This is a genomic window from Candidatus Sarmatiella mevalonica, assembly GCF_016751895.1.
GTDB classification, from domain to species: domain Bacteria; phylum Pseudomonadota; class Alphaproteobacteria; order Rickettsiales; family Rickettsiaceae; genus Sarmatiella; species Sarmatiella mevalonica.
The window spans coordinates 1-13230 of the sequence record NZ_JACVVM010000033.1; the positions used below are offsets into that span (position 1 = coordinate 1).

General features: G+C 38.5%; 12 protein-coding genes, 1 tRNA gene and 1 pseudogene. 3 read left to right on the top strand and 11 right to left on the bottom strand.

The genetic code is table 11. The annotated features are described in order from the left end of the window. Positions 1-406: 406 nt before the first annotated feature. The 10 genes from Sarmat_RS03610 to Sarmat_RS03655 form a co-directional block, all read right to left on the bottom strand. Positions 407-483: transfer RNA gene (locus tag Sarmat_RS03610), tRNA-Val, on the bottom strand. Between the two features lie 1607 nt (positions 484-2090). Beyond that, positions 2091-2480, bottom strand: a complete 390-nt coding sequence (gene rplL / locus Sarmat_RS03615; protein ID WP_202149471.1) for a 50S ribosomal protein L7/L12 — start codon at positions 2478-2480, stop codon at positions 2091-2093. A 1055-nt stretch (positions 2481-3535) separates the two neighbouring features. Then, the gene (gene rplJ / locus Sarmat_RS03620) at positions 3536-4039 is read right to left on the bottom strand and encodes a 50S ribosomal protein L10 (protein ID WP_202149472.1); all 504 of its coding nucleotides are present in this window, start codon (positions 4037-4039) and stop codon (positions 3536-3538) included. A 453-nt stretch (positions 4040-4492) separates the two neighbouring features. After that, entirely contained in the window at positions 4493-5218 is a 726-nt protein-coding gene (rplA, locus tag Sarmat_RS03625) for a 50S ribosomal protein L1 (protein WP_202149473.1), read from the bottom strand. 163 nt (positions 5219-5381) lie between these two features. Then, positions 5382-5825 (bottom strand): uL11 family ribosomal protein, encoded by a 444-nt coding sequence (locus Sarmat_RS03630; RefSeq protein WP_202149474.1) that lies wholly within the window; start codon positions 5823-5825, stop codon positions 5382-5384. 422 nt (positions 5826-6247) lie between these two features. Next, positions 6248-6883, bottom strand: a complete 636-nt coding sequence (locus Sarmat_RS03635; RefSeq protein WP_202149475.1) for a DUF374 domain-containing protein — start codon at positions 6881-6883, stop codon at positions 6248-6250. 105 nt (positions 6884-6988) lie between these two features. Continuing rightward, entirely contained in the window at positions 6989-7876 is an 888-nt protein-coding gene (sppA, locus tag Sarmat_RS03640; RefSeq protein WP_202149476.1) for a signal peptide peptidase SppA, read from the bottom strand. Positions 7877-7952: 76 nt separating this feature from the next. Continuing rightward, a complete protein-coding gene (gene smpB / locus Sarmat_RS03645) occupies positions 7953-8420 on the bottom strand; it encodes an SsrA-binding protein SmpB (RefSeq protein WP_202149477.1) in 468 nt (155 codons plus the stop codon). Beyond that, positions 8413-8568 carry a hypothetical protein gene (locus tag Sarmat_RS03650; protein WP_202149478.1) on the bottom strand — a complete coding sequence of 52 codons (156 nt, stop codon included), beginning with the start codon at positions 8566-8568 and terminating at the stop codon, positions 8413-8415. Before Sarmat_RS03650 ends, smpB begins: the two co-directional genes overlap by 8 nt. A 52-nt stretch (positions 8569-8620) precedes the next feature. Then, positions 8621-10858 carry a glycine--tRNA ligase subunit beta gene (locus Sarmat_RS03655; RefSeq protein ID WP_202149479.1) on the bottom strand — a complete coding sequence of 746 codons (2238 nt, stop codon included), beginning with the start codon at positions 10856-10858 and terminating at the stop codon, positions 8621-8623. A 187-nt stretch (positions 10859-11045) separates the two neighbouring features. Here Sarmat_RS03655 and Sarmat_RS03660 point away from each other — a divergent pair, with 187 nt between their 5' ends. Further along, positions 11046-12242, top strand: a complete 1197-nt coding sequence (locus tag Sarmat_RS03660) for a deoxyguanosinetriphosphate triphosphohydrolase family protein (RefSeq protein ID WP_202149480.1) — start codon at positions 11046-11048, stop codon at positions 12240-12242. Positions 12243-12375: 133 nt separating this feature from the next. Here Sarmat_RS03660 and Sarmat_RS03665 read toward each other — a convergent pair. After that, positions 12376-12715: pseudogene (locus tag Sarmat_RS03665) on the bottom strand (IS3 family transposase); the annotation flags it as partial. A gap of 35 nt (positions 12716-12750) precedes the next feature. Between Sarmat_RS03665 and Sarmat_RS03670 the strand changes: the two are divergent. Both Sarmat_RS03670 and Sarmat_RS03675 read left to right on the top strand, forming a co-directional pair. Beyond that, positions 12751-12894 (top strand): hypothetical protein, encoded by a 144-nt coding sequence (locus tag Sarmat_RS03670; RefSeq protein WP_202149482.1) that lies wholly within the window; start codon positions 12751-12753, stop codon positions 12892-12894. Positions 12895-12896: 2 nt separating this feature from the next. Then, positions 12897-13034, top strand: coding sequence for a transposase (locus tag Sarmat_RS03675; protein ID WP_202149483.1), 138 nt, complete (start codon positions 12897-12899; stop codon positions 13032-13034). The last annotated feature ends 196 nt before the right edge of the window (positions 13035-13230 follow it).

Genomic DNA, 13230 nt, shown 5'->3' on the forward strand with positions numbered 1-13230 from the left:
TTATCTCATAGATATCGCAATAAGCGTAGGGGTTATAATCTAAAGTTTAATATTGTTGCTGGAATTGTTAATTTCAAAAATGATTTCGTTAATAAATTACTTGCCGCTTGATGCTAAAATAATCACGAACAACCTTCTTCACCCCTCGCATTGGCTAATTGTTAATTAAATACTTACGCAAGAGGTCTTATGAAATTATGAAAATGACAGTTTCCGAAGAGGTCTATTATATGGTTTTGTTGACACCTTTCCTTTAACAGTACCATATCTCTTTACCTAATGCAAGGTGGTTTATTATATATTATGCCCTATAGCATTTCTTTATTTCGCCTAACGCAAGGTGATTTACTACAATATGTACTTATCATCTTTTGCTGTCAAAAACCTAGGGGAGGCAAAAAAGGATTGGTGAGTAGTAGTGGACTCGAACCACCGACCTTCACGATGTCAACGTGACGCTCTAACCAGCTGAGCTAACCACTCCAATATCAAGTTACTGTATTCTGTTTAGAATACAGGAGTTTTTGTGCAACTAGCAATCACGATACACAACACGTAATACGCAACGCGTAGCATAACACAAAAAACACACAAACTCTGCAAAAACCCTCCAGCCAAGTCGGATGTAGCAGAGGAGTACGATGCATCAAAACGTTCAAAACGCAGCTATGAAACAGAATCTGAAGCGGCAAGTTACGCGCTCACAGCTTCAATAGCCACTATAAAGATCGACAGCCACAACAGTTACTATAAAGCAAAAATTATGCAGCAACTCTAAATTTCTTGCAAAAACACAGGATCAAGAATGACGTTACGTAGAGTTACTAGGGTAAAGCTACAAAGTATACAACCAAAACACACGAACATTCAGTTTGAACCCCTGAGTTTTAAATCACACAGCTAAAACGCGTACTACGACGCAAAAGTCAAACTGCCAAGAAGAATGCTAGCAAAGAATGCCGTCTGGAAAATCTTAAACCTTTTTAGACTCGCCCACGAGAAGTACATCTCTTCTTAAACACAAGGATTGCAAACCACACAAAAGCTAGGGCATGCAGAGTTTACGCAAAGATTTTATGGCAGCGAGCAAGAAACTTGCGGCAGCGACTATAAAATAAGCAGAGCTTCGTAAAGAATTGGGTGCATTTAAGAAAAATATATCTCAACAAATGTGCGGCATACAAATAGAATTTGGTATCGCACCTAATTTAATACAAATTGATGAAATACACACCACACAACCGTTGCGACGCACAAAACGTACTATTGTCACATCTAAACATGTAGCACTAAGCTGCACAAGTCGCAAAACAGTTTTATAAAAAGCACCAACAACATCAATTAATCTCATTATCTTTCTGTGCCAATCGTACATGGATTCTCAGTTATGTACTTATGCAAACAATCCATATTTTAAAGCTAGACATGAAGCATATACCTTTTTAAATAACATCGACTACACAATCTAGCATTCAAAGAAATATGCCTAGATTTCAAGCAAGATCTAAGCATTTCAAGATTTAAGTATTTAATAGAGAATTGAAAGTAAGACTCGGACGCTTGATAGAAAGAACTTAAAGTAAGACTCGGACGATTTAATAGATACAAATCTATCGCACAGCATAGAATACTCTAAAATCACTCATACTTCTTTTTGGGGACTGCGCGCCGTACCGGTTTCTTTTTGGGAATTGCACCAAATTGATGCAAAACTACCAAACACTCAACACGCTTAAGCATCGTAAGTCTTGCAGTCACGCGCAACTCACCATCCAATCTTGCTCAAATTACGCAAAAAACTCAATCTAACAATCAAGACTTCATATAAAAACTTACTCTCAACACTTTCTACCATAATAGTTGCAATATTAATCTACTCTAATAGAAAACCTAACACAATTATAAGACGTTCAACCTTAGAACAAAAAAACCTCACAACAATCGGCAGATAACTAAATCAAGGATATAAGGACACCAATATCAGAAGCTAGATCATAGGTTGACATAACCAAAACTTTAACTAAACACAACAATCTTCTATAGACACAAACTGTAAAACTCTTCTATAGACACAAAACTGCCAAGCAAAACTACTTAATTGTTACAGTCGCACCAGCGCCAACCATTACTCCCTTAATCCTCTCTGCTTCATCCTTGCTCACACCAGAAACCAAAGCCACAGGCAAGGTACCTTCGCACAAATCTTTCGCTTCTTTTAATCCTAAACTGGTAACAGCTCTCACTTCCTTAATGATAGCCACTTTCTTAGAAGTATCTATCGAATCAAGCATAACGTCAAAAGCGGTTTTTTGTTCTTGAGCGGCATCAGCGTCACCTCCAGATGACGGGCCGGCAGCAGCCACTGCAGCGGAAACGCCCCACTCCTCCTCTAATTTTTTAGAAAGAGTAAGGATTTGAGTAACGCTTAGAGCAGATAGTTTATCTGCGATTTCTTGTAATACTTGGTCTGAATTAGACATAAGATTTAACCTCTTTTATAAAAACTTCTAAACTCTATTAAATATCGTATATGAAAGTATATGCTTTTCGCATTATATACTTAAGTTCATGCACACTCCGATTCTGTGCTGCGTACACTCCTTGCGCCTACTTATAGCTTACACAAGCCTTGCGAAAGATTTAAGGCATCAACAAATTATCTAGGCAAACAACAATCTAGACAAGCCCCACCTAAACAAGCCCCGCTTCAGCGAAGCAAGGCTGTGCACAGCTTAGCCTAAGAACTGAGCAAATCAGCCAAGACGCTAAACAAGAAGCTTGCTAACGCCAGACAACAAGCCCCACATCCAAAACAAAGCTTACGTCAAAGATAGACTGACGTTAAAAAACAAAGGTATACTTTGAACCCAAAAAAACAAGCAGCTCCACTAAAACTGTAGCGCACGTCATGTTTTCAGCGCAATGGCAAAAAATACGCTTTCAGCAAAATGGCGAAAATACGCTTATCAAATATTAAATCACAAACTTACACAAAACACAACAAGCCGTGCGAAACTTTCCGATCTATTGCAAAACTCTACCCCTTCACGCCAACTGACACATCGCCAGTCTATTCAACACCTTCGCTTGACTGCATGCACGCCACCTATTCTGCGCCTCCTATACCTTTGTACTTACCACAGTTTTCAGTCCGCAATTTAGCTTCCTTATGGTAATCGCAATTGACTTGAGCAAACGCCGCAAGACAATTTTTTGCGCACACGCACGAAGACAACTCAAAGACGCACCACAAATCTCTGAACATAACTCGTAGCTCCGATTGTAGTTACTTCATCTACTCCAATGCAACACAACCCTGTATATTTTACATATCACAGAACGCTACGCTCTGCACATACTCTTTGGAATTTTCTTTACATTCGCTCTTCATGTACGAAGCGTACAAAAAAGATCTATCTCACTAACAAAGAGCACAACGAAGAACGTGACAAAGGGTACAACAAAGATTTAAGTAAAGCAATGCTCAGTTAAACTATCTAAAATCTAACTACGGCTTATTTTATCTAAAACCTAACTATGACTTCTTTGCATAAGCCAAAAGCAAGGCGTTGTGCATAGCCGCCGGCGTTTGCAGCAATCCAATCAAAGAAGCGCGCAACTGATCCAGCGAAGAAAAACGAGCCAGAGAAGATGCCATAGACACATCTACCACCCCCCTCTCTAACATGGCGGATAGAGGTTTTAAACTAGGATAACTCTTGGCAAAACTCATCACAACTTTAGATAATGCTATAGGATCTTTGCCATACGCTATCACAGTAGGGCCTTTAAACCAAGACTCCATCTGCCGCGAATCTGGTACATCGCTTAAAGCTGATTGTCTCAAAGCAACTTTAGCGAGGGAGTTCTTCATTACCATAAGTCCAGCATCTACAGAACGCAGAGCGTTTCTCAACTCTGTAATCTGAGCAACACTCAAACCATGATAATGACTTACTATCATAGAATCGAACTCACCATAAACGCGCGAGAGCTGATTAACAAACTGCGTTTTTTTTGTATTGTATGCTCTAGTCATTTTTACTTTAGTTATTTTTTATTTTTTACTTAGTCATTTCTTTAGACCTCTTGCAAAACTCTACTTTCGATGGCAACTGTGACAGCGTTCTAATTCAAAACACTCGCGCCTCCGTGTATGCTCGAAGTTCTATGCTTCGTATACTCTTTATATTCGCGTCTCACGAGCGAGTTCAAAGAGATTTTTATTTATTCACTTAAACCGCCCCTTGCCACACTAAACCACAAGCAGAATGACGCAACTACATATACAAACTCTGCCAAAGATTTAAAGCACTTTTAGACCACTTACATAAACTGTGTGCGCCACACATCATGCATCATGGAAGATACACAGAGTACACACTCACATCATGGTATTGCATGAATCTTAACTAACACATATTACAACCCAATATTCAGCCAGATGTTAAACCCAATGCAGTTGGCTAGATAGACTTCACCTCACCTTAAGTTACGCTGAGGGTGCGATATGAGCAAAGTCCGTTCTGTCAAGACGCAAAGCAGGGCCCATGGTAGAAGAAACAAATATATCTTTTACATAAGTACCTTTAGTAGTTTGAGGCTTAGCCTGCGTAACAGCTGCTACGAAAGCTAAAACATTTTTCTTCAAATCTTCGTTACTAAAAGACATCTTGCCCAAACCAGCGCGTACAATAGGATCTCTCTTAGTTCTAAATTCCACTCTACCAAACTTAAAGCTCTTTACCGCGGCTGTTACGTCATTTGTGACAGTACCAAGCTTTGGGTTTGGCATCAAACCTTTAGGCCCCAAAATCCTTGCTACTTGAGAAACAAGTGGCATAGCATCTACCGTTGCAATACACACATCAAAAACCAGACCGTCCGTGATCTTCTTTATCAAATCTGCCCCGCCAACAAAATCTGCGCCGGCATTCAATGCATCCTTAGCAGCTTCTTCCTTAACGCAAATCACAGCGACTGATAGAGCTTTTTTACCAGAACCAGCTGGCAAATCTACCATGCCACGCAACACCTGTTCAGACCTGGTTACATCTAAATTCAGATGCATAACCAGCTCTAGAGTTTCATCAAACTTAACATACGATGCTTTGCGTAAAACATCGAAAGCTTCTGATAAATCATACAGTTTCGCCTTGTCTAATCCCTCGCGCGCTTTGCGCAACTTTTTTCCTCTTTTATACAACGGGCCTGGCATAAAAATCTCTTTCCTACTTAATCTATAATTTAATCTATATATTAATCATTTTTTGTTAGTATCAGTTTTTTTTCTTGATCTAACTCTACACCTTTTTCTTTTTTCTGTTTAATAGAAACTCTAGTTTAATAGAAATTCTAATTTATCCTGTCGAATAGAACGGCTAATCCCTCACAGAAATACCCATAGAAGCAGCAGATGCGCGAATCGTGGCGCAAGCAGCCTCCATAGTATAAGCGTTTAAATCAGACATCTTAGCCTGAGCTATCTCTTCCAACTGCTTCTGAGTAATAGATCCAACGTGATCTATTCTCTTCGTTTTAGCAGAACCAGATTGAATACCAGCGGCCTTCTTTAGCAAACTAGTAGTCGGTATTGATACCTTTAAATCAAAGGTCAAATCCTCAAAAATAGTTACTATAGCAGACAATATCTCCCCAGGAGTGTAACCTGTTTGCGTCATAGCGCCAAACTCCTTACAAACCATTACAGCTTTCACACCGCGCGGACCTAAGGCAGAGCCAGCGGCAGGAGGAATATTGGACTGCCCAGCTGGCAAGCGCAATTTCACTACGCATTTAACTTTTTTTGTGTTTTTTTTGGTCATAAATACTTACGCTCGTTACTATAAGTACGCTTGATAAAAATCGACTTAAGAAGCCATTACAGCAGTAGATATTACCATTGATTTCTCATGCTGTCAAGCATCCCTCTCCATTCTTTAAGTATAATAAACTTCCCGACATAACTGAACTGCGATGAGAGAATATGAAGAGTAAACCCTCTGCGTAAGTAAGATTTTAGAAGAGAAGTCTCAAGAGAATTATGGATTATTTACAAGTTGCGCTATAGATAAGGCGTCTGATTTCGAAGTTTTTAGCCGATCTCTTGCAAAACTTTTTGATAAAACTTCTGTATACACAGAACAACTAAACGCTCTGATCACGGGTAATTTGCAAAGAGTTATCCCGAACTATTCCGTCAACTCTTCAAGTTAAGTGGCATCAACTCTTCAAGTTAGGAGGTATACTATAACATATCTCTCCCAGCTATCATACGCATCGCCTGCATTACTTTAGCTTTCATCTCCTCTTCGCGCTCTCCAGCATGCATCACTAAATCTGTACCCACAACTATTTCAATTGTACTAAATGGCAACGGTATCATCATTTTATCCCACGTACTTAATTTAATATAATTACTACAGTATATTGCTATTGGCACAAAACTTACATTCTGCATACAATTCAAAAGTTTCGTAATCCCACTATTCATATGGCATCTAGGCCCACGCGGCCCATCCGGTGCCAACACCAGATTTTCTTTATTCTGCAGAGCTCGCCTGATTTGTTTCACGGCAGTGAAGCCGTTAAGTTTATTATAATGAATAATCTTTGTAGCACCAAAGAGAGATGCGATGTTCTCTAATAAACGCGCGTCTCGATGAGTGGACAGTAGTATGTGCAGTTTCTTAAGATCAGACTTAAAATGTTTGAAGATTATAGGAGTGAAAGCGCAATAACAATGCCAACAAAGGAAAACAACGCTGTTACATACACGAAAATTACGCGAGTGTAATACGGAATGATTGCGTACACGCACCTTACAAGTGGCGCGTATAAACTGTAAGTATAGATACAATATTAGACCAAAAATTCTTTGCACTTTCTTTGCGCTTATATACAAATAATAAAAAGATCAAGAATAAAAAAGATGAATCACGCAAAATTAACAAGAATAAGCTGAAATTATATGCCAAATCGATGCGTGTTATTTCGCCATAATTGCCTTAGAGTGATTTGCTAGATAATTATATACCGTTGCGCATACTTTATCGAGTATACTATACCATACATCAAGCTTTTCTAGCTCAATTAATTCTATTTGCGTTGTCTGTACTCCCTTTTCATTTTTTAGCCACTCCACGGCATCATCCATATTGCCTATCTTGTCAATCAATTTAAGCGCAAGCGCCTGCTGCGCAACGCACGTACTGCCATCTGCTATAGACTTAACATACTCTAAGTCTAACTCGCGTCTTGTTGCTATGAGTTGCACGAAAAAATTATAAACATCAGATATATTGCGCATTAACACCTCCCTCGCCTCTGGCGCGAGTACCTCAACTGGATTCGGCGTACCTTTTAGCGGACTGGATTTTAAGAGATTAAATTTTATGCCAAGTGACTTAGCCGCATCCACAACCTCAAAGCTATCTAGTATCACCCCCAAAGATCCTGTGAGGGTGCCATGATGAGCCATAATATAATCAGCGCCGAGCGCCGTCATGTAAGCTCCAGAAGTGGCGCAACTACCAAGCAATGCAATAACCGGTTTGTACTGGGATACTTTACGTAGAGCGTGATACATCTTTTCCGAACCAACAACACTACCGCCAGGGGAGTTGATTTCTACTATTAAGGCCTTTACGTGATGGTTTTGCGCTATCTTCTTAATCCTATCTTCTTTTTCGTAATCTTCGAAAATCTCAGAGTCTATTCTAATAAGACCGATATAATCGCCCGTTCTGAACGTTTGCGAGTTGCGCCAGGCAATACCCAGCAGTGATATAAACAATATAATTGCGATGTTACGCCATCTTTTAGTTTTATTGCGATTCTTTTCTAGTTCCAGAGAGTTTAAGTGTATTTGTTGCATTGTCTCGTTTATTTATATTTAAAATAAAGCCGTATAAAAAATTTTTGTGCGTTCGTTAATTAGTCCTGATACCAATCTAGATTTGTTTTAAACTCCTCGCGTGCTCTCTCTCCCACTCCCTATCTTGCACAGTTTGGCGTTTGTCATGTAGTTTCTTGCCTTTGGCCAGCGCTAGCTCTAGTTTTACTAACCTCTTGCTATTAAAGTACATCGATAGCACAGCTAAGGTATAACCTTTTATTTTTACCTTACCCAAGATTTTTTTTATCTCTTTCTTATGCAGCAAAAGCTTACGCACTCTCTTTGCATCATGAGGAAAGCATTTTGCACTTTCATATGGGGCTATATATACATTATGCAAAAACACTTCGTTGCCTTGTACCTGGGCATGGGCATCTTCTATTTTTACTAAACATGCCCGACAAGCCTTTGCTTCGCTACCTACTAAAACTACACCAGCTTCAAAACGCTCTTCTATAAAATATTCATAAGAAGCGCGCCTATTTCTGGCAATAACTCTGCCACTACCTTTTGTGTTACTCATTAGACCTCCCTCCAAACTCTACTTCTTGATGGCAATTGCAGCCCAGGTTACCAAGCAAAATGCTCCACACTACTGGCTCTTGATTGAGAGAGTTCCGCAAAAAGCCTAGTTTTTTTATTAAAAACTGTATTACAGCATCTGTCAACAAATTATGAAGATATAACCAAGGTATATCTATATTTGGAAGCGCTAGAAGAGCTCTACTCTATTAAATATTTCTGTGCGAATAAAAGATTATTCAATGCCATTTTTACATTTTGTTCTTGATCTACAATCTTCACGTTGTCTAGTAAATTTTGCGTTTGTAGCATAAGTTGCATTAGATCATGGTATGGCAGATAATCTTGTACAATACTAGAGCGATTTATCTGCACTACATGCCTTGCAAATGATTCACTTACTGTGCTAGCGTTTTTAATATCTGCAAGATAAACATTATATTTGCCACTCACCCGATCTCTTATTTGTGTTAAGATGTTTAGCATATCAACTGTTTTCCTGATGAACTCTGGTTTTACAAAAGACGATAGTAAGTGCGTTTGCTCTTGAAGCAGTTGAGCAATATGAGCGATGCAAATTTCTTCGCCTTTATATGATACTTGACTCAAAAAATTATTAATTCTTTTACATAAGGGTGCGGAAGTATTAGTAAATTGCAATCTCTTAGTTTCGCTTGTTATGAACGGATCTTTGCTTGCGCTACATATGCAAAAATCTTGCGGGTGTTTGGCAGCGATATCTATTAGAATTTGATTATCAGATCTAGCTAAAATAAAGTCATGCATTTCTTTTATCTTGCTCTCGGGTATCACTTTGTTTACGAAATGCGTATTATTATATGAAAAGGCGAAGATGAGCAGATAGTCCCACAATCTTAAGTTACATATGCTATCATACTTCATGAAAACATTGAGTATAATCTTAGCTACTCTACGTAGCTGATACGGGTCAGTTGAACCAGTGACTTTGTGGTTAAAGAGCAAAAGCCCCACTAGATAATCAAATTTATCTAACAAAGGATAGAGTATATTATGTTCACCAAGTGACTCTAGTAAATAAAATTCCGAAAATATTTCCCTTTCGTATTCTAAGCGATCGAAATCTTTTGTGTTGCGCATTGCAGTAAAATGAAGTGATTGATTCATCGTCTTCTCGCCAAATTGCGCTTGTTGCCCGTCTTGTAGCGGATTGTTAGCTAGCGCATGCTGATGCTTTAACAGAAAAAAGGAATAAAAACCCTTGAGTTCTATAAACTCCTCCGTAATAGCGCTACCACAATCTATCTTAAAGTCCATAAAATCGCGACCATTGTGCTCAAGCAATGACAGCGCTATAGAATTAATTCTTTGAGACTGTTGGTGAACAGTGCCAATCTTTTCATTAATCAAACTATTCTTGGCCTTTTTGAAAAGCTTGCCAGTAGCCAAATCTTGCAAATCTTTTTTTAGTAGATAGAGTGCATCAGCAATGCGCGCACTAATAACTCGCCTATAACCATTAACAATTTGATCTACAGGAGAATCGATACATCTATTTACTACTACGAATACTTTTACATAGTTAGTACTTTTTTCATTAATAGCGCAAAAAACTTTTTGATGGTGTTTTAACGCAACATTTACAATCTCAAATGGTAGGATATCTATAAACACATCGTTAATTTCAATTACCCGTGGATATTCTGCAAGCCCCACGACCATTTCTAAAAGTTCTTCGTCATTGCAAGTAAAATTCAACGCCTTAAACTGCTCTAATATCAAGGCCTTTCTTTTTTCTCTCGACAAAATAATGCCGTTATCAAGGTATTTTTGTTCGATAGAGTTTTGCGTTTGGTATACTTCTTGCATCGCTCCTGATTGAGCAAGTTGCGCAGAAGACCTATCTAATTGGCGGTGATGAATTTGCTGCGCAGTGGATGGAATAAAGTGATCCAGCGCTACCTCATAGCCATTGAGATAGCAATGAACAGCTATTAATGGCCTGATCCACGTTATGTTCACCTCGCCCCATCTCATGGCTTTAGGCCATCTGTAGTGCAACAATAAATGCGTAACTATCTGGCCTGCCCAGCGCTCTTTGCTAATTGCTTCTCTATAAAAATAATGCCCTTTTTCCTCATCCTTAATTAAATTTTCTATGCTTGTATTATATTTTTTACAAAAAGCCTGAACTATATCTAGATTCACGCCAAGCTTCGGTCCTCTCGTTTCCTTTATTAAGGAAGATGAGTCGATAACAAAGCTAGAGCAGGTGAGTATTATTACTCTTGGAGCGGTGTTTATTGCGCAAAAGGGGCGGGGGTTGGACTCATCAAACTGCGCGCCTAATGAGGTTAAGGTTTGAATGAAAAAATCCAGAAAAGAATGATGCGCCTCCATTTGAGATGAGGCGGGAATTTCTTGAGTAATGAACTCTATAATGAGGTTATCTTTTTGCATTATTTTGTCGAAATTTTATTGTTTAATTATATAAACTCATCTCTAAAAAGCAAGGAGTGGAAGATCTTTGTTTTGTTAATCTTAAGTTTGTGCTTTTGCTATTTAATGCTGCATACTGTATAAATAACTTTTGTTTCCATGAGCAATTTGTTTATCATAATTTATCACATATATTATATATAGTTTAATGTTACCATTACAGAGCTTCGCTATTGACCAATCAATAGCCCCAATACGCAGACTATATCCTTATTCTGGGCAGGATTTCGGTTTTGATTCCGACCGTCAGAGCGTCATTCATTCTAAAGCATTTCATAGGTTACAATACAAAACGCAAGTGTTTGCAAACCCCGTCTGCGATCATTATCGTAACAGGCTTACTCATTCCATGGAAGTGGGTTCGTTGTCGCGTTTGCTTTCTATTAGACTCGGTTTATGCATGGAGTTAACCGAAATTATTGGCCTAGCGCATGACCTTGGGCACGCGCCATTTGGTCATTCTGGAGAGGAGGCGCTAAATGAATGCATGAAAGAATATGGGGGATTTTCTCATAACACGCATGCTTTAAAGATTATTACGAAACTCGAAAACCCTAGTATTCATTATCCAGGTCTAAATTTAAGTTGGGAAGTACTGGAGGGGATTGTAAAACATAATGGACCCATTATCAGCCCATGCACCTATATATTGCAATATAATCAACGACATAATTTAGATCTTGCGCGTTTTTCCTCTGCCGAAGCTCAACTCGCTGCCTTGAGCGATGATATAACATATATCTGCCATGATATTGAAGATGCACTGCATGCAGAATTGATTGATTTTGAACAGTTATCTCAAGTAGAGGCCCTTTCTGCCGCCATTAGATATGTGATGGAGATTAAATCATCACAGGAAGATTTGAGCAAGAATCAGATGATATATTTGTTGAAAAATCGATTATCAGAGGAGTTGTGTGATGATCTGATAGAGAACACTAAAAAAAATATTGTGCTATTTAAACCTGTTGTGATAGAAGATGTGCGCAATTTAGGTAGAGCGTTAGTAGATTTTAGCCCTCATTATTGGGACAACATCAAGGAGATTAAGAGATTTTTGCGCAATAACTCCTATCAGAACCCTAGAGTTTCAGAAGTTTTAGACCAGTGTAAAGAGATAGTTACACGTTTGTTTAATTTATACTTGAATAACCTTCCACAAAAATGCCTCGAGCGTATGCACAAAGCTGGTGTGCAAGAGAGTAACTTGCAGAGCAAGCAGGAGGTGGCGGCGGTTGTTGTTTCGGATTATATTGCTGGCATGACTGATAGATTTGCTATCTGTGAATATCAAAAACATTTTAATGACTTATCTCCTGAAAACCTGCGCTTCCACTCGGAATGAACTGATTGGCGTCTTACAAGAAATTTGCATAGATTGGTTATGAAGCTTTATAAAGTTAAAAGCGGATTAATCTGAAAGTAGATCAAGCATGGTGCATGAATCATGAATTTATCCATTAGACCTCTTGCATAACCTAGCTGTTTAGTCCCAGTAAGAAATGGTTAGGATTAAGTATAAAGTATTCAGGATGAATTGTCCAGTGATTTAATATAAATTGCCAAGGAGTTTTTCCTTTGATGGCTTTAAGTCGTTTAGCGAAGTTATAAGCCATCAAATAAGCATGCAGATGCTGTTTCAGCTCATCATGAGATACATAATGGAAATTGTTTACAGTTGCTTCTTTGAGAGTTCTGTTCCTGCCCATTAGTCCAAGGATGCTTGATCTTAGCCTTTCTATGCTCTATCTGATTCTCATTGCAAATACGTTCAAATATATGAGTAAAAGTATTTTTATGATGATCGTGATTGGTAAATTAGACCTCTTTCGAAACTCGCTCATGATGAGCAAATGCGAGGAGCATACGAAGCACAGAGCCGCAGCGTACATGAAGTACGTAAGGACTTGCGCATCGACAGCGTCGCCACAGTTGCCATCAGGAGTAGAGTTAGGAAAGAGGTCCACTGCCTAAGTTACCGCAAAATAGTGTCATAGTTATGGATAATGCTACCTTTCATAAAGGAGCAGAAATGCATAAATCTATTACTGATTCCGGACATACCTTGCTTTATTTGCCACCTTATTCCCCAGATCTAAATCCCATTGAAAAAAATGGGCTCAGTCTAAACAAATAAGCAAAACTCTCGCTTGCTCAATTGATCAGCTTTTTCAACTCTATATCTCGCGATCTTTTTATACTGTCTTAGCTATATACTAAATTAGCTTGAGGTAGCGTAAATTATATGATAATATGAAGCAAAAAATGCGAGCATATAGTATAGATTTACGTAAAAAAGTAATAAGTTTTATAAAAAGCGGTAATAGCCAAAA

Bases quoted from the DNA above. Each gene is read 5' to 3' on its own strand.
- Sarmat_RS03660 (WP_202149480.1), top strand. From the start codon at position 11,046: ATGTTACCATTACAGAGCTTCGCTATTGACCAATCAATAGCCCCAATA.
- rplA (WP_202149473.1), bottom strand. From the start codon at position 5,218: ATGCCAGGCCCGTTGTATAAAAGAGGAAAAAAGTTGCGCAAAGCGCGC.
- rplJ (WP_202149472.1), bottom strand. From the start codon at position 4,039: ATGACTAGAGCATACAATACAAAAAAAACGCAGTTTGTTAATCAGCTC.
- sppA (WP_202149476.1), bottom strand. From the start codon at position 7,876: ATGCAACAAATACACTTAAACTCTCTGGAACTAGAAAAGAATCGCAAT.
- Sarmat_RS03670 (WP_202149482.1), top strand. From the start codon at position 12,751: ATGCGAGGAGCATACGAAGCACAGAGCCGCAGCGTACATGAAGTACGT.
- Sarmat_RS03675 (WP_202149483.1), top strand. From the start codon at position 12,897: ATGGATAATGCTACCTTTCATAAAGGAGCAGAAATGCATAAATCTATT.
- Sarmat_RS03630 (WP_202149474.1), bottom strand. From the start codon at position 5,825: ATGACCAAAAAAAACACAAAAAAAGTTAAATGCGTAGTGAAATTGCGC.
- Sarmat_RS03655 (WP_202149479.1), bottom strand. From the start codon at position 10,858: ATGCAAAAAGATAACCTCATTATAGAGTTCATTACTCAAGAAATTCCC.
- rplL (WP_202149471.1), bottom strand. From the start codon at position 2,480: ATGTCTAATTCAGACCAAGTATTACAAGAAATCGCAGATAAACTATCT.
- smpB (WP_202149477.1), bottom strand. From the start codon at position 8,420: ATGAGTAACACAAAAGGTAGTGGCAGAGTTATTGCCAGAAATAGGCGC.